The sequence below is a fragment of the Streptomyces sp. CNH287 genome, assembly GCF_000424825.1.
This window is the reverse complement of sequence record NZ_AUKQ01000005.1, coordinates 445,524-460,827: the sequence shown is the minus strand read 5'-3', so window position 1 is coordinate 460,827 and position 15,304 is coordinate 445,524. Positions and strand designations below refer to the sequence as shown.

General features: G+C 72.7%; 13 protein-coding genes. 6 read left to right on the top strand and 7 right to left on the bottom strand.

Annotation, left to right across the window (positions count from 1 at the left end; genetic code table 11):
• Positions 1-3 precede the first annotated feature (3 nt).
• A complete protein-coding gene (locus H299_RS0108415) occupies positions 4-945 on the top strand; it encodes a D-alanyl-D-alanine carboxypeptidase family protein (RefSeq protein WP_027748057.1) in 942 nt (313 codons plus the stop codon).
• 54 nt (positions 946-999) lie between these two features.
• Here the strand turns inward: H299_RS0108415 and H299_RS0108410 are convergent, their stop codons facing one another.
• The 4 genes from H299_RS0108410 to H299_RS0108395 form a co-directional block, all read right to left on the bottom strand.
• Positions 1,000-2,268, bottom strand: coding sequence for an MFS transporter (locus H299_RS0108410; protein ID WP_027748056.1), 1,269 nt, complete (start codon positions 2,266-2,268; stop codon positions 1,000-1,002).
• A 79-nt stretch (positions 2,269-2,347) separates the two neighbouring features.
• The gene (locus H299_RS32890) at positions 2,348-3,454 is read right to left on the bottom strand and encodes a ThiF family adenylyltransferase (protein WP_051262231.1); all 1,107 of its coding nucleotides are present in this window, start codon (positions 3,452-3,454) and stop codon (positions 2,348-2,350) included.
• A 171-nt stretch (positions 3,455-3,625) separates the two neighbouring features.
• Positions 3,626-5,494: a M3 family metallopeptidase gene (locus H299_RS0108400; protein WP_078512561.1), complete on the bottom strand. Its 1,869-nt coding sequence runs from the start codon at positions 5,492-5,494 to the stop codon at positions 3,626-3,628.
• Between the two features lie 321 nt (positions 5,495-5,815).
• Complete coding sequence (locus tag H299_RS0108395; protein WP_078512560.1) at positions 5,816-6,535, bottom strand: hypothetical protein; 720 nt, start codon at positions 6,533-6,535, stop codon at positions 5,816-5,818.
• A gap of 313 nt (positions 6,536-6,848) precedes the next feature.
• Between H299_RS0108395 and H299_RS0108390 the strand changes: the two genes are divergently transcribed.
• The 4 genes from H299_RS0108390 to H299_RS0108375 are packed head-to-tail and all read left to right on the top strand — an operon-like array spanning position 6,849 to position 11,065.
• Positions 6,849-7,880: a hypothetical protein gene (locus tag H299_RS0108390; RefSeq protein ID WP_027748053.1), complete on the top strand. Its 1,032-nt coding sequence runs from the start codon at positions 6,849-6,851 to the stop codon at positions 7,878-7,880.
• Positions 7,877-8,767 (top strand): hypothetical protein, encoded by an 891-nt coding sequence (locus H299_RS0108385; protein WP_051262230.1) that lies wholly within the window; start codon positions 7,877-7,879, stop codon positions 8,765-8,767. Before H299_RS0108390 ends, H299_RS0108385 begins: the two co-directional genes overlap by 4 nt.
• A gap of 33 nt (positions 8,768-8,800) precedes the next feature.
• Complete coding sequence (locus H299_RS0108380) at positions 8,801-9,304, top strand: hypothetical protein (protein ID WP_027748051.1); 504 nt, start codon at positions 8,801-8,803, stop codon at positions 9,302-9,304.
• Positions 9,305-9,316: 12 nt separating this feature from the next.
• Positions 9,317-11,065 carry an asparagine synthase C-terminal domain-containing protein gene (locus H299_RS0108375; RefSeq protein WP_027748050.1) on the top strand — a complete coding sequence of 583 codons (1,749 nt, stop codon included), beginning with the start codon at positions 9,317-9,319 and terminating at the stop codon, positions 11,063-11,065.
• Between the two features lie 55 nt (positions 11,066-11,120).
• On the opposite strand, the gene H299_RS0108370 is transcribed toward H299_RS0108375, so the two are convergent.
• Positions 11,121-11,588 (bottom strand): SAM-dependent methyltransferase, encoded by a 468-nt coding sequence (locus H299_RS0108370; protein WP_027748049.1) that lies wholly within the window; start codon positions 11,586-11,588, stop codon positions 11,121-11,123.
• Between the two features lie 62 nt (positions 11,589-11,650).
• On the opposite strand from H299_RS0108370, the gene H299_RS0108365 reads away from it, so the two are divergent.
• A complete protein-coding gene (locus H299_RS0108365) occupies positions 11,651-12,454 on the top strand; it encodes an inositol monophosphatase family protein (RefSeq protein ID WP_027748048.1) in 804 nt (267 codons plus the stop codon).
• A gap of 56 nt (positions 12,455-12,510) precedes the next feature.
• Here H299_RS0108365 and ehuB read toward each other — a convergent pair whose 3' ends face one another.
• Together ehuB and H299_RS0108350 are read right to left on the bottom strand one after the other, a co-directional pair.
• Entirely contained in the window at positions 12,511-14,427 is a 1,917-nt protein-coding gene (gene ehuB / locus H299_RS40315) for an ectoine/hydroxyectoine ABC transporter substrate-binding protein EhuB (RefSeq protein WP_486587191.1), read from the bottom strand.
• A 326-nt stretch (positions 14,428-14,753) separates the two neighbouring features.
• Complete coding sequence (locus H299_RS0108350) at positions 14,754-15,296, bottom strand: GNAT family N-acetyltransferase (RefSeq protein WP_027748047.1); 543 nt, start codon at positions 15,294-15,296, stop codon at positions 14,754-14,756.
• Positions 15,297-15,304 lie beyond the last annotated feature (8 nt).

Sequence of the window (15,304 nt, the reverse complement as noted above, 5' to 3'; positions counted from 1 at the left end):
TCCTTGAAACTCAGCACACCCGCCGTCCGCAGGTCCACCGCCGTGGCCCTCGCGTGCGGCGTGTTCCTGACGGCCTCTCCGCTGGTCGCCACCGCACAGGCCGCCCCTGCTCCGCCCTCGGTGAGCGGCAAGGGCGCCTATCTGCTGAACAACGCGACGGGCTCCAAGGTCTTCGGCAAGTCGACCACCACCCGCCGGCAGATGGCCAGCACGACGAAGATCATGACGGCCGCCGTCGTGCTCTCCACCAAGAACGTCAACCTCGACCGCAAGGTGACGGTCAAGAAGCAGTACCGGGACTACGTCGCCAAGCAGGGCGCGAGCACCGCCGATCTGCGGACGGGCGACAAGGTCACCGTGCGGCAGCTGCTGTACGCCATGATGCTGCCCTCGGGCTGCGACGCGGCGTACGCGCTGGCCGACGCCTACGGTTCGGGCAGCAGCATGGCCGCGCGTACCAAGTCGTTCATCGGCAAGATGAACAGCAAGGCGTCCTCGCTCGGTCTGAAGGACACCAAGTTCGACTCCTTCGACGGCATCTCCCAGGGCGGGAAGAACTACACGACCCCCGGCGACCTCGCCAAGATCGCCCGCTCGGCCATGGGCAGCGGGCACTTCCGGGCCATCGTGAAGGCGAAGTCGTACAAGGCGAAGGCGACGGCCAGCAACGGCGGCACCCGCACGTACACCTGGTACAACACCAACCAGCTGCTCGGCTCGTACAAGGGCGCCATCGGGGTGAAGACCGGCACCGGTACGGCGGCCGGCCCGTGCCTGGTCTTCGCTGCGACGCGGGACGGGAAGACGCTGGTGGGCGTCGTGCTCAACGGCAAGGACCGCTACAAGGACGCGGCGAAGCTGCTCGACTACGGCTTCGGCTACAAGAAGTCGAGCGCGAACCAGATGAAGCTCCGGCAGCTGCCGGAGAACGCCCAGCGCGACTGACGCGGCTGACGCGTGTGTGACCGCCGCCCCCGAGCCGTGCCGGGGGCGGCGTCCTCACGTGGCGGGGCGGGCGGTACGGTCCGCGTCGCGCTCCTCGGCGTCGTCGGCGTCGTCGGCCGCGATGACGCCCTCGACGGGGGTCCGCAGCGGGGAGAGGTAGGCGAGTACGGCGATCCCCAGACGCAGCAGCCCGCCGATGGCGATGATCAGGTACATGTTGTGGAACGTCGACTCCAGCGTGCCGGCCAGCAGCGCGGCGACCGGGATGGAGGAGAAGGCGAGCATCCGGGTGCTGGCCACCACCCGGCCCAGCAGGTCGCCGGGCACGATCTTCTGGCGCAGGGTGAACCAGGCGACCGGGTTGACCGAGCCCAGCCCGTAGAGCAGCCCCCAGGTGACGCCGATGGCGACCGGGCTGCGCATCGGGATCAGCAGCAGCGTGCCCAGGCCGGCCAGCGCCGTGGTGCCGATGAGGATGCGGCCGGGCGGGAACCGCTGCACCAGCTTGCCCGCGACCGCCGCGCCGAGCACCGCTCCCACCCCCTGTGCGGCCAGGACGAAGCCGATCACCTGGGGGCTGAAGTCGCGGTAAGTCGTCAGGTAGAAGACGAAGTTGGCCTGGATCAGCCAGATCGCGAAGTTGGTGCCGGTGAACATCAGCGAACCGGCCGCGAGGACCCGGTTGCGGCGGAAGACGTAGCGCAGCGCGACCCGGATGTCCCGGACGAAGGTGACCTTGCCGCGCGGCGCGCGGGGTGCCTCGCTCTTGCCGGAGCGGATCATCAGGACGGCGATCCCGGAGATGACGAACGTCGCGGCGTTGACGTAGATGGTGGCCTGGTAGCCGAGGAAGACCACCAGGCCGCCCGCCGCGGCCGGTCCCATCATGCTCATGATGTTGTCGCCGGACTGCATCCAGCTGTTCGCCGGGCCGAGCCGCTCGCTGGGCACGATCTCCGGCAGGAAGCTCTGGAACGCGGGGTGGTAGACCGGCTCCACGCAGGCCAGCAGGAAGGCCGCGAGGTAGATCGGCCACAGCGCGTGCGTGCCGGTGGAGACCACCACGGCGAGCGCGGTGGCGATGGCGGCGGCCGTCAGGTCCCCGAAGACGAGCAGCTTGCGGCGGTCGAAGCGGTCGGCGAGGACACCGCCGGGCAGCGACAGCAGCAGGAAGGGGATGTACTCGATCGCGTAGACGGCGCCGGTCTGGAGCGCGGAGCCGGTGAGCTCCAGCACCAGCAGCGGGAGCGCCAGCCGGTAGAGCCAGTTGCCCAGGGAGGACGTGAGGTAAGCGGTGAGCAGGGTGTAGTAGCGGCGTCCCACGGGCGTCTCTCCAGATCATCTTTCACGGGCCGCGATCCGGCGCCGTCGCGCGGGGTCGAGTCAGGCGGGGCGGCTGCGCTCAGCTTCCGCACACCGGGCAGTCGTCCTGCCGCTCCCAGCGCTCGCTCTCCTGCATGGCGTAGTCGGTGAACCGCAGCTCCATCAGCCGGCCCGCCGCCACCGGCGGCGCGATGCCGGTCACCAGCCGGGTCAGCTCCCCGATGAGGAAGCCGGTGGTCATCGTCACCAGCGGGCAGAACGCGGCGTTGTCCCCGCCGATGCGCCGCTCCCGCTTCTCCTCCAGGAGCTGCCCGGAGACCTCGTCCGCGGCCAGGGCCTGGCGCCGCCAGCACTCGATGCAGCCGGTGCGGCCCGGGATCATGGTGAAGTACACGGCCCGCTGCGTCTCCAGGCCGCCGGTGATCAGCGGTACCCCGGCCCGTACGCAGGCCTCGTTCACCCAGTGGGCGATCTCCATCTTGGGGCGGTCCGCGACGGAGATGACCACGTCCGTGCCGTCCAGCACACTGGTGACGTCCTCGGCGCCGCGGATGCGCAGGCCGACGGGCTCGATGTCGATGTGCGGGTTGAACTGCCGTACCCGCTCCACCGCCAGGTGCAGCTTCTCCTTGCCGATGTCGCTCTCCCGGTAGAGGATCTGCCGGTTGAGGTTGGACAGCTCCACCCGGTCGAACTCCACCGCCCGTACGTGGCCGACGCCCATCGCGGCCATGTCCAGCAGGACGTGCGAGCCCAGGCCCCCGAGGCCGAGCAGGGTGACGCGGCAGTCACGGAGCTTGCGCTGCGGCGCGTACTTGTTGTCGTCCATCCGCGCGAAGGAGCCGAAGAAGTTGATGTTCCGTTCCCAGCGCTCCAGTTCGTGCGCCTCCAGGACGCCCTCGGGCGTGTGCTGGGCGTCGAGCAGGAACCGCGCCTCGTCGAACTGCGCGACGGCCTCGTCCACGTCCTGGCGGGTGACTTCGGGGAAGTCGGCGCTCAGCGCCTGGTGGATCTCCGCCGCGGTGCGGGTGCCGTCGAGGAGTTCGAGGAGGCGCCGGACGCTGCCGGTCGGGTCGGCGATCTCGGTCACCTCGCCGAAACCGCCGATGAAGATCGTCTCGCCCGAGCCGAACGTCGGTGAGGTGTGCTTGAGTTGAGGCCTGCGCGTCTTCTCGGCGGGGGGCATCGTCGTCTTCCTTCCGCGATACTGAACCGTGGCACGGCCGGAGCCGTGGCCGCCCGATGACCTCCGCGGGTGGGCGATTGGCGCGCCCACCCGCGGAGTTGTGGAACGTGGAGGACTCAGGGCCCTCCGGGGAGGGCTCAGCCCTCCTGCGCCTGGCCGGCGGTGCTGGTCTTACGCGTCGTCATCGCAACGGACATGGTGGTCACCTCCTGTCAGCCCTGAGGGCCGGGTTTTCCCGTCCCGTGCGGGATGCACGGGACGGAAGTCGGTGAGGGCGCACAGCTCGTCCAGGCGCGGCGCCAGCTGGGCCACCCCGTCGCGCCAGGCGGTCTCGCGGCTTCGGGTGACGGCGGCGAGCAGCTCGGCCGGCGGGCGCGAGTCGCCCAGGCGCAGCGCCGCGACCAGCCGCCTGCCAAGGCCCGCCGGGTCGTCCTCGAAGTGGCGCAGCAGGGTGAGCGCGGAGAGCTGTCCGTAGACGTACGCGTAGTGCGAGCCCGGCGCGGTGAACAGGGGGTCGAGGTAGCTCCACCACATGCGGTACTCGTCGGTCAGCCGTACGGCCGGGCCGTAGAGGCGCCGCTGGCCCTCGGTCCACAGCTCTGAGACGCGGGCCGCGTCCAGGATCTCCCCGTCGCGTGCCGCCGCGTGCAGCGCCGACTCGAAGCGGTGCAGGGCCGCCTGTCGGCCGACGGCGACCATCTGGTCCTCCAGCCAGCGGGCCAGCCACGCCAGCCGGACTCCGGTGTCGGTGCTGCCGGCCATCAGGCGGCGCACCACCACACCCTCGCAGAAGAGCGCGAGGGTCTCGGCCATGACGGGGGCGGGGGTGGACGCGAGGTGGGGCTGTTCGGCGGCCAGCTGCAGCGAGACAGCATGCCCCAGCTCGTGCGTGAGCGTGAGGATGTCCCGGGGTTTCCCGGTGAAATTCATCGAGACGAACGGAAGCTGCCCGGGGATCGCCTGCGTGAAAGCGCTGCGGCGTTTACCCGGCCTGGGAAGTGCGTCGATACGGGCGCCGTCGATCACCTTGCGGGAAAGCTGGGAAAACACCGGGGAAATTGAATCCATTGCCGCCAGTGCCGCGTCCAGCGCGTCGCTCCAGGTGGTCTCCGGAGGCAGTGACCCGAAGGGGGCGTAGCGATCGTAGTCGGTGAAGTCGTCGATCGAGAGGATTTCCCGTTTGAGGGCGTGGTAGCGGTGGATCAGCGGGCCGCACTCGTCGGCCGCCGCAAGGAGGGCGTCCAGTTCGCCGTGCTGGACCTGGTCCAGGACGCGCCGCTCGGCGAGCCAGTCGGTCCGCCGCAGAGCGGCGCGGGCCTCGCTGTCCGCGACCGTCATGGACAGGGCGGTCGCGCGCAGTTCGAGCTGGCCGGCCAGAGCGCTGCTGACCGCCTGGTGGCGCGCGGCACGCACCGCGCGGTCCGCGTCGTAGAGCCCGGGGAGGGCCTCGCCGATGCTGCGCGGCGTGCCGTCGATCTCGACAGAGATCCCCGACAGCAGCTGCCGGGAGAGCGATTCCCAGCCCTCACCGCCGGTCGGACGCAGCCGCGCGAGGATGTGCTCCTGCGCTTCGGGGAGCGTACGGGCGGTGCTGGCCTGCACCTTCGCGAGGAAGTTGGCGTAGCCGCCGAGGTCAGCGGCCTCGTGCGGGCTCCACCGGCCCAACTCGGCCTCGAAGAAGGCCAGTAACGAGGCAGCTTCCGCCCACGCGCGGTCGCAGCGGGCGAGCAGCGCGGTGGCGGGTGGCTGTAATCGGACGTCAGCCTGGAGGAGTTCGCCGTAGCAGGACGCCTCCTGGAGGCGGGCGACGCAGTGCTCGTAGCGGCGGAGGGCGGCGCGCAGGCGGGGCGCGTCGAGGTCGGCCAGGCGTCCGGTGAACTCCTCGGCCAGCTGCCGCGCCTCATGGAGCGCGCCGTCCAGCAAGTCGTCGATTATCGGTGAGCCGGGGTGCGGGAAGAGCGAAGCCGGAGCCCATTCGGGCGGGCCGGCAGCGGCGGGGAAATTCCGCAGGGTGCTCGTGTGCTGATCGCTGCCTGGCATGATTCCCCCTTCACATTCCCGCGGACTCGGCCCGCATTGGAGCCGTACACCCAAGACTTCGCGAACAGTGGGGGTTCGTGCCCGTCTTTCATGCTCGACCGGGCAGGAGAAATATAGGGAGCTGCCGAGTAGGGAGTCAAGCCCCGTCGGTGCAGAATAATTTCATGATTCTGTTCGGGATTGGCGAATCTCACCGACCGTCATGATTCAACGGGAGACACTCCGCAGGGAACGGCAGTTCTACTACGCAGCGTAAGGAAGTGATCACCAAAGGTCTGTCGGCCCCGCACCCGCCGCGGGGGTGAGCGCCGGGCCGCCGGGTCAGGACGGCAGCTCCGCGCAGGTGCGGGAGTCGGGGAGTTCCTCGGCCAGGAAGACGGTCTGCGCCGTCATCCGCAGCCCGGTCATGCCCTCCCGGAAGGTCTCCACGGACTCCTCGGGATGCACGGAGTCGATCACCGCGTGCGGCCCGATCGCGTTGAACTGGTGGCTCACCCCGCGCGGAATCTGCATGTCGACGAAGGAGCAGGGCGGCACGACCAGGTTGTACCGCGTCCGCACCACCTCCTGCGGCGTGTCCGGCAGCGTGTCCTGGAAGGTCCGCGGCACGAAGGGGGTGACGCCCTCGACGTGGGTGACCTGGAACGGCGAGAGGCTGCTCACGCGTATCCGGGTGCCCGGCCCGGTCATCATCCGCACGAACCGCAGCCCGGTGTGCAGGTGCATCCGCGAACAGAGGCCCCGCTCCTGGACGTTGTAGAAGTCCATCAGGTAGCGGTCCGCGAAGAAGCCGTCGAAGGGGGCCTCGACCAGGTAGACGTCCCCCTCCTCGAACGTCTGGGAGCGGGTGATCCCGTCGCCGTCGCGGGTGGTGGCCGCCGGGCTGCCCTTCGCGCGCCGTACGACGCCCGCGAACGCCTCGACGACGGCCAGCGCGACGTCCTCGGGCAGCCGCAGCACGGGGGTGACGACGTTGCGCGCGGTGTCCGTGAAATCGGCGACGTCGTGCACCTCGTTCACCGCGTCGGCGTCGCGCTTCATCCGTGGACTCGACATGACGGCGGCCCCTGCGGGTGCGGCCGCGTGCGCGGTGCGCACACGGTGATCGGGAAGGGATGGCAAGTGTACTGACCAGCCATCGGCGCCACGGCGGGCGGCAGCACCGCGTTCACCAGGACTTCGCCGCCGCTTCCCCCCTTCCGGGCTGTCCCGTCGCCGCCCCGTCGTCTAGAGTCAACTCCTGTTTGACGGGGTGGGGGTGGCAGATGACCGCGCGCGGGAGTGGCCTGGCGGGGCCGCAGGGGCACGGAAGCGGTCCGGCCCAGCGGGTGAGTGCCTGGCGGGTGAGTGCCCCGTGATCTGCCCGCGCTGCTCCCGGAGCCTGCTGTACAAGCAGCGCAGCCGCAGGCGCTGCTCCTACTGCAAGCGCCAGTTCGCGCTGGAGCCCAAGGAGAACAAGCTCAGGCTGCACGACGTCCGGGTGCGCACTCTCGCCGCCCGGCTGAGCGACGACCAGCGCCTCGCGTACACCTCCGAGCAGCTCTGGTACGCCACCGCGCGCAACCACCTCGTCAACCCCGGCGACAAGTACGCCGGCTGCGGCTTCTTCCTCTTCCTGGCCCTGGGCCTGGGCGTGCCGATCGTCAGCGTCACGGCCGGCCTGGCCGCCCGCACGGTGCTGATCACCGTGCTGGCCGCGCTGGTGGTGCTGATCGCCGGCTGCGTGCTGCTCCGCCGCATGCGCCGCCGGGCGGACCGGCACCGCCCGCGGCCGATGCCGATGCCGTTCGAGACCTTCCACTCAGACGTGCTGAAGCGCTGGTCGAAGGTGTACGGCGGCCCGCCGCCCGGGCTGGTGCGCGACGCCCAGGTGCCGCCTCCCGTCGTCGCGCACCCCCGGCTCGCCCTGGCGTGCCCGGACCGCTCCGTGCTCACCTGCCTCGCGGCCAACGGCGCGGCCGACACGTACGCGATGGTCCTGGCACAGTCACCGCGCCAGGTGCCGCCGGACGTCCCGGTGATCGTGCTGCACGACGCGAGCCCGGCCGGGCTCGCCTTCGCCGCCGAGGTACGGGCCTTCTGCGGCGAACGGGCCGTGCCCGCCGGGCTGCTGCCCCGTACGGTGCTCGCCCAGGAGTCGTCCTTCCGGCTGCGTACGGTGGCGCTGCCGCGCGAGCAGGCCGCGCGACTGCGGGAGTTGTGCCCCGAGCTGACCGACGCGGAGGCCCGGTGGCTCTCCGAGGGCTGGTGGTCGCCGCTGGCTGCGGTGCGCCCCGCGAAGCTGCTGACGGCGGTCGGCCGGGCCGCCGAACGGGCCGAGGCGCGGTCCGACCCCGACCGGAGCAGGGCGCGCGGCGTCGGCTTCCTCACCTGGCCCGCCGCATGAGGGGCCGCACCGCGGCGGGAAGTCCCGCCGGCGCCGCCCGTGCCGCGCTGCTGGACCGGGCCCTGCGCACGGCCGCCCGCCGGGCCGCGGCACCCGACGGGCTGCGCTTCACCGAGCGCCAGCTGTACTACGAGCTGTGCCGGGTGCTGCTGCCCTGGCACCGCGGCCCGCGCCGCCTGCCCTTCACCCTCGCCCCCGCCCTGTCCTACCGCGACTTCCGGACGGCGCTGCGCCGCCACCGGGCGCGGCACGGCCCGATACCCGGCCTGCTGCCACCGGCCGCCCCGCCGCCGCGCCGCGCGGCGGGCCGCCACACCCCCGAGCCGGACCTCTTCGACTACGGCCTGCCCCGCCTGCTGGTCTGCGAGTCCGACAGCGTCGCGGCCATGCTGCGCGCCAACAAGCTGCCCACGGAGTCCGCCTGCCCCGTCTACGGCCAGTCCCAACTGCCGCTTGACGGGGGCGTGCTGCGGATGCTCGCCCGTGCGGAGCGGCCCGCCCTCTACCTGCTGCACGACGCCTCCGCCCGGGGGCTCGCCTTCCCCGCCCGGCTGCGCCGCACGACGGAGGTGCCGGACGGCGTACGGGTCGTCCCGCTCGGCCTGCGCCCCCGGCAGGCGGGTGCCGTGCACCTCTTCCACGGCCGCCGCCCCGCGCCCGCCGGCGGGCCCGGTCCGGCCCTGCCCCCGGCACCGCCCCTCCGGCTGAGCGAGTGGGAGGAGAGCTGGCTGCGCCGTGGCCGCTTCACGGAGGTCGAAGCGGTCAACCCGGCGGCGCTGCTGCGCACCGTCCACCGCATGGTCCGCGAAGTACCGCCCGAGCCGAGCCGGCTGGGCGCGCTGCGACGGTCCCGTACGGCGGGCTTCCTGACCTGGCCCACCGCGTGAGGGGGGCACCTCGCCATGAGAGAAGGACGTGCAGTGCCGCAGCCGCGGGAGATCACCTACACCGATGAACTGCTCGCCGACGGCACCGCGCACCGGCGCTATGCCGACGGCCGGCAGGAGTGGCGTACGCGGGAGGCCGACGGCCGCGTCTCCTGGCGCGACGACCACGGCGGCGCGGGCACCGACGAGTTGCTGGGGCGGCGCCTCGTCAAGCGCACGGGCGCCGACGGGGTCGTCCGGTACGGCCGGGAGGGCGGATTCGGGCGCACCCTGTGGAGCGACGGCCTGCTCACGGTCAACCGCACGTCCTTCGGCCACGCGGTCGGCGCCGCGCTCACCGCCGTGGCCGCCGGGGGGATGCTCGGCACCCTGCAACCGCCGCCCGACGTGCTGACCGCGGAGGAGGAGGAAGAACTGCGCCGCGAGGCGCAGGCCGAGGCCGGCGCCTCCGGCGGCGGCGGTGACGCCTCGGGCGAGTCCGGCGGCTACGGCGACTGGGGCGGGAACGGCGCCGACGACGGCGGCGACTTCGGCTGAGAGGAACCTGTGATGTCCCGCTGGTGCGCTTGTCTGGACCCGTACGACGACCCGGCCCGGCAGCTGGCCGCCCTGGGCGGCCGGACCGTACAGGCAGCCGGCCCGCACGCCCTGGGGCTGCTCGACGGGCCAGGCCGGGCCGCCGGGCCCTTCCGGGCCGGGCCGCTGCACGCCGTCGGTGAGGTCACGCTCCACAACGCGCCGCAGCTGCGCGCCCTGCTCGGCGCGGCCGAGGTGCCCGCCGACTGCCCCGACGGCGAACTGCTGCTGCGCTGCTACGCCCGCCTCGGCACCGCCGGACTGGCCGCCGCCGAGGGCATGTTCGCGCTGGCCGTCACCGAGGGCGAGGGGCCGGACGCCGAACTGGTCCTGATCCGCGACCACGTGGGCGCCCGTACGCTCTACCACGCCCGTGCCGCCACCGCCGCCGGGCCGGTCTGGGCCGCCGCCACCTCGCTGCGGGCGCTGCGGCACTGGCCCGCGCTGCGGACCGGGCTCCACCTGCCCGCCGTCCGCTCCTTCCTCACCTTCGCCTACCTCCCCGGCCGCGAGACCCTGCTGCGCGGTGTGCACGAGGTGCTGCCCGGCCGCTGCCTGCGGCTGCGTGCCGACGGGACCAGCGTCGAGGAGACCTTCTGGGAGCCCGCCGAGGCCGAGGACGAACGCCCGCCCGCCGCGCACGCCCTGCGGCTGCGCGCGCTCCTGGAGGAGGCCACCGCGCGCCGGCTGCCGGAGTCCGGCCCGGCGGCCGTACTGCTCTCCGGCGGGGTGGACAGCAGCCTGGTCACCGCGCTCGCGGCCAAGCTGCACGACCAGGGCGTGCGCTCGTACTCGATCAGCTTCGGCGGCGACACCCCCAACGAACTGGCCTACTCCGGACTGGTCGCGGCGCACTGCCACACGCGGCACCGGGTGCTCACCGTGCCCGGGGCGCAGGTCGCGGCCCGGCTCCCGGAGACCGTCGCGCTGCTGGACAACCCCGTGGGCGACCCGCTGACCGTGCCCAACCTGCTGCTGGCCGAGGCGGTGGCGGCCGACGGCATGGACATCGTCCTCAACGGCGAGGGCGGCGACCCGGTCTTCGGCGGCCCCAAGAACCTGCCCATGCTCATCCACGAACTGCACCGCGACGAGCCGGGCACCGAGTCCCGGGCGCTCGCCTACCTGGACTCGTACCGCAAGTGCTACGCCGACCTGCCCGTCCTGCTCACCCCGGACGTGCTGGCCGAACTGGCCGACGCGCCGCCGCCGACCACGCTGGTGGCGCCGTACCTGCGCCAGGGCGCGATGCGCAGCCTGCTCAACCAGCTGCTGCACACCAACCTGCGCACCAAGGGCGCCCACCACATCCTCACCAAGGTGGAGCGCATCACCGCCGCCACCGGCCTGGAGGGGCGCGCGCCGCTCTTCGACCGCGCGGTCGTCGACCACGCCTTCCGGGTGCCCCCGCGCTGGAAGCTGCACGGCACGAGCGAGAAATGGATTCTCAAGGAGGCCGTCCGGGACCTGCTGCCCGCGACCGTGGTCGACCGGCCCAAGAGCGGCATGCGCGTACCGGTGCAGCAGTGGCTGGACGGGCCGCTGCGGGAGCTGGGCCACGACCTGCTGCTCGGCCCCTCCGCCCGCGCCCGCGGCCTCTTCCGCGAGGACACTCTCCGGGCCTGGCTCCGCTGCGAGGGCACGCTGCTCCCCCGGCAGGGGGGCAAGCTGTGGCTGGTGCTCACCCTCGAACTCTGGCTGCGCTCCTTCGACGTGCGGTGAGGGCGGGCGGGTCGGTAGGTCGCGGGTCCGCAGGTCGCAGGTCGGCGGGGGCCGTTCAGGGCCGGAAGTACTCCGACATCACGTCGCTGACCCAGTCCGGCTGCTCGATGTCCGCCACGCGGAACTCCGCCATCACCGGCTTCAGGTCGATGACCGGGGTGCCGGAGACCGCGTCGAGGCCCACCACCGTCAGTTCGCGGCCGTGGACGGCTTCGAGGGCACAGGACGTCACCCCGATGCGGTTCGGTCTGCGGGGGCCGCGGCCGGCGAAGACGCCGACGGGCGGGAGGTCGGAACGGCCTCGGTAGGGGCGGGGCTCGCGATAGTCGTCGGGCTCGGGGAACTGGTCGAAGAGGAAGAGGACCTCCACGTGGGAGAAGCCCTCCAGACCCTGGAGACACGCCTCGCCGAAGCGCTCGTCGAGGGTGATCGTGCTGCGGACGGCACCCCAGTTGTCCGTGTGCTGGATGTCCGTCCGGTCGTTTCGGACCGTACCGATCGGTGTGACCTCGAAGCTTGCCATGGCCACGTTCTATCTCCTCGGCCCTCGTCGTGCCCAGAGAGGGGGTCGATAGTGTGTGCGCCATGGTCAACTCCCCCGCGCGCGCAACCGATGCCGAGGTCGCGACGGCCGCCGTACGGGCCGGGGCGGACGTGGTGCGCCAGATGTACGGTCAGCGGCTCGCCCGGCTCGACAAGGGCGCCGGGGACTTCGCCACCGCCGCCGACCTGGCGGCCGAGGAGGCCATCCTCGGGGTCCTCCGCGCCGCGCGGCCCGACGATGCGGTGCTGGGCGAGGAGAACGGGCGGCAGGGCGCCGCCGGGGCCGCGCGCCAGTGGTTCGTCGATCCCTTGTGCGGCACGCTGAACTACGCCGTCGGCTCCATGCTGGTGGCCGTCAACGTCGCACTGCGCGGCGGGGCGGCGGCCGTGGCCGACCCGTTCAGCGGCGAAGTCTTCGTCACCGACGGCGAGACCGCCCGGGTGCGGCACGACGGGGCCGACGCACCGCTGGGCCCCAGCGCCGCCACCCGGCTGGTGGACGTCAATCTGGACCCGCCCTTCCCGAGCGCCCCCGGCTTCCGGGCCGTGGACCTGCTGGCACACCCCGGGTTCGCCGAGCACTTCCGGCCACGCGTCGTCTCCTCGACGCTGGCGCTGACCTGGGTCGCCGCGGGCAAGCGCGCGGCGTACGTCACCGATGGCGGCGACCTGTCCGAGAGCGTGCACTTCGCCGCGGGCATCGCGCTGTGCCGGGCCGCCGGCTGCGTGGTCACCGGTCTCGACGGCGCCCCGGTCGGGCGGACGCAGGGGGGACTGGTCGTGGCCGCCGACGCCGAGACCCACGGGCTGCTGATGTCGATGATCCGCGGCGGGGGCGACGCGTAGGGCGTCCGGCTGCCGCAGCCGCTGCCGCCTCCCGGGTCGTCAGCACAGCTTGTCGGTCAGCACAGCTTGGCGGCCGTCAGCCGTGTCATGTCGTCCTCCGTGAATCCGAACGGCCGGACGATGCGCAGGAGTTCGCCGCTCTCGCGGAGCTTGAGCAGCTCGGTGTTGAAGGCGTCGCGAAGCTTCCGATCGGAGCGGTGGAAGGCGAACCCGGTTGCCCTGTGCACAGGTTTGCCCCCGCTGCTCGTCGGCCAGAACGGAGCGGTCACCTCCACACCCGAGTTGTCCTCGGCCACCTTCGCGAGCGAGATCCGCGTGCCCACGAAGGCATCGATCTCGCCGCTGGCGAGGGCGGCCGGACCGGCCGACTGGTCGGCCAGCACCTTGATGCCCTGCACACCCGCGTTCCTGGCGTGGTCGAGCTGAGGGAAGTTGGTGCCGGTGGCGAGCTTGAGGCCCTTCTTGGTGATGTCCTCGAAGCTCTTGATCCCGCGCGGATTGCCCTTCCGGACGAGAAAGGCGTCCTTGATCTGGATGTCCGGGTCGGAGAAGAGGACCTGGTCGCAGCGCTTCGGCTCGATGGACATGGCGGCCGACAGCACGTGGAAATGCCCTGCCTGAAGGCTGGGAAGGAGGGCATCGAACGCGACCAGCACCCCCTCGACGCGCGGCACACCGAGCCGTTTGAAGATCGCCTTGGCCACCTCGGGAGCCTCGCCCGTCGGCTTGCCGTCCTCCAGGTAGCCCCACGGCCGCTCGTCCGACAGGCCGATCCTCACCGTCCCGGCAGCGCGCAGGTCGTCGAGGAGGCCGCCGCCCCCGGGCCCCTTCCCGCTCGTGCCCCCGCTGAACAGCTGGTACGCGGTGACGCCCCCGGCAGCGGTGACGACCGAGGCCGCGCCGAGGCCCAGCAGCCCGCGCCGGGTGAGCCCCCGGCGCGACGGGGCCGGAGCGGGCGGCAGGCCGGACGGCGGTGGTGGCGGTGGTGGCGGCGGGCCCGCGCTGCCCGGCCAGCCAGGTGTGCTGTCGTGCCCGGGGACGACGTCTTGGACGGGAGCGGCGCCGTACACGGGGGCGGCACCGTACACCCCAGGACCGACGGGCGAGGGGACCGTGCGGGGATGGGTCTGCCCGGCGGGTGCCGTGGGCGCGGACCCGGACCCCGGCCCCGGCCCCGGCGCCCGCAGCCGGTCGTGCACCTCCTGCGCCGACGCGGGCCGGCCGTCGGGGGACTTGGCAAGCAACTCGCCTACGAGGGAGTCCAGTTCGCGGGGAATTCCAGCGCGCAGCTGCCCGGGGGGCTGCGGCTCCGTGTGCACCTGGGCGAACATGACCGCCGCGGGCTCGACATTCCCGAACGGCTGCTCCCCGGTGAGGAGTTCGTGCAGCAGACAGCCCAGCGAGTAGAGATCCCCACGGGCGTCGCTGGGCCGTCCGAGCAGGCGTTCGGGCGGCATGTAGGCGGGGGTGCCGATGATGTGGCTGGCGGAGGTGGCCGTGGTCACCGCGGTGGCGAACCGGGCGATGCCGAAGTCCAGGATCTTGATGACGCCGTGCTCGGTGAGCATGAGGTTCGCCGGCTTGAGGTCGCGGTGCACAATGCCCTCGCCGTGCGCGGCGGCCAGCGCGGCGGCGGTCTGCGCGGCCCAGTCGACCGCGGTGGCCACGCTCGGCAGGCCGTCCCTGCGCAGCACCCGGCCGAGGTCACGTCCGGAGAGCCGCTCCATGATCAGGTAGAGGCTGCCGTCGGTGTCCTGGCCGAGGTCGTGCAGGGTGACCACGCCGGGATGGTTCAGACCGCCCGCCGTCCGTGCCTCGCGCAGGAACTGCCTTTCCTGGTCGGCCAGTTCACCCTCGTGCTGGATCAGCTTGACGGCGACCCAGCGACGGATCACGCCGTCCCAGGCGGCCCAGACCTCGCCCATACCGCCACGGCCGAGCCGCTCCGTCAGCTCGTACCGCCCTGCGATCACACGGCCTTCCGGCATTTCTCCCCCGACCGGTATGCACCTGGCGCCCTCAACGTCCTGTCCACCGCGAACCCGTGAGGAGACGAACGTCCCGCCCCCGCGGTTCCCGGCAGTGCGGGGACAGCCTAGGTGAATGACTCCGATGTCCTCAGTGGTCCCAGGCGGTCAGCGCCGGACGTGTGCTTCGGTGGTCCGGTTGTGCCCGGCTCGCGGCAGCGAGGGCGCGGCGCCGTGCGGGCCGGTACGCGGTGCGGCCCGGGGCCGTGTGCCGGTCCCGGGCCGCCGCCGCGCGCGCCCGACGGCTGGTGCGCCGTCGGTGCGCCGTCGGATCAGACGCCGAACGGCGCCGCGTAGCGGATCGTGCCGGAGGGGACCGGGCGGGCGGGGTCGAGGGGGAGCGCCAGCATGTTCTCGTCGGGGACCGCGAACGGCGGGCGGATGCCGTAGGCCGCGGCCGGTGTGAAGCCGAAGCGGGGGTAGTACGCGGCGTGCCCGAGGACGAGTACCAGGTGCTCGCCCTGCTCGCGGGCCGCCGCCAGGGCCGCCCGTACGGCCGCGGTTCCGGCGCCCTGGCACTGGTAGGCGGGCAGCACCGCGCACGGTGCCAGGGCCAGGGCCGGGACGTCGCCCACGTGGCAGCGGGTGAGCAGCGCGAAGCCGGCGACGGTGCCGTCGGGCGCCTGGGCGAGCCAGGACAGGCCGGGCAGCCACGCGTCGGGGTCGGCGCGCAGCGCGTCGACGAGATCGGCCTCCTGGGAGGTGGGGAACGCGGCGAGGTTGACCTCGCGTACGGCCGCACGGTCGGCCTGGTCGTCGCGCTCGGGGCGGGTGTTCCAGGGAGCGGGGGTGGCGGCGTTCGGGGTGCTGTCCATCGTGCGGG

Coding starts and splice junctions, on each gene's coding strand:
- H299_RS0108395 (WP_078512560.1), bottom strand. CDS start 6,535: ATGAAGCGCGACGCCGACGCGGTGAACGAGGTGCACGACGTCGCCGAT.
- H299_RS0108375 (WP_027748050.1), top strand. CDS start 9,317: ATGTCCCGCTGGTGCGCTTGTCTGGACCCGTACGACGACCCGGCCCGG.
- H299_RS0108370 (WP_027748049.1), bottom strand. CDS start 11,588: ATGGCAAGCTTCGAGGTCACACCGATCGGTACGGTCCGAAACGACCGG.
- H299_RS0108365 (WP_027748048.1), top strand. CDS start 11,651: ATGGTCAACTCCCCCGCGCGCGCAACCGATGCCGAGGTCGCGACGGCC.
- H299_RS0108385 (WP_051262230.1), top strand. CDS start 7,877: ATGAGGGGCCGCACCGCGGCGGGAAGTCCCGCCGGCGCCGCCCGTGCC.
- H299_RS0108350 (WP_027748047.1), bottom strand. CDS start 15,296: ATGGACAGCACCCCGAACGCCGCCACCCCCGCTCCCTGGAACACCCGC.
- H299_RS32890 (WP_051262231.1), bottom strand. CDS start 3,454: ATGCCCCCCGCCGAGAAGACGCGCAGGCCTCAACTCAAGCACACCTCA.
- H299_RS0108400 (WP_078512561.1), bottom strand. CDS start 5,494: ATGCCAGGCAGCGATCAGCACACGAGCACCCTGCGGAATTTCCCCGCC.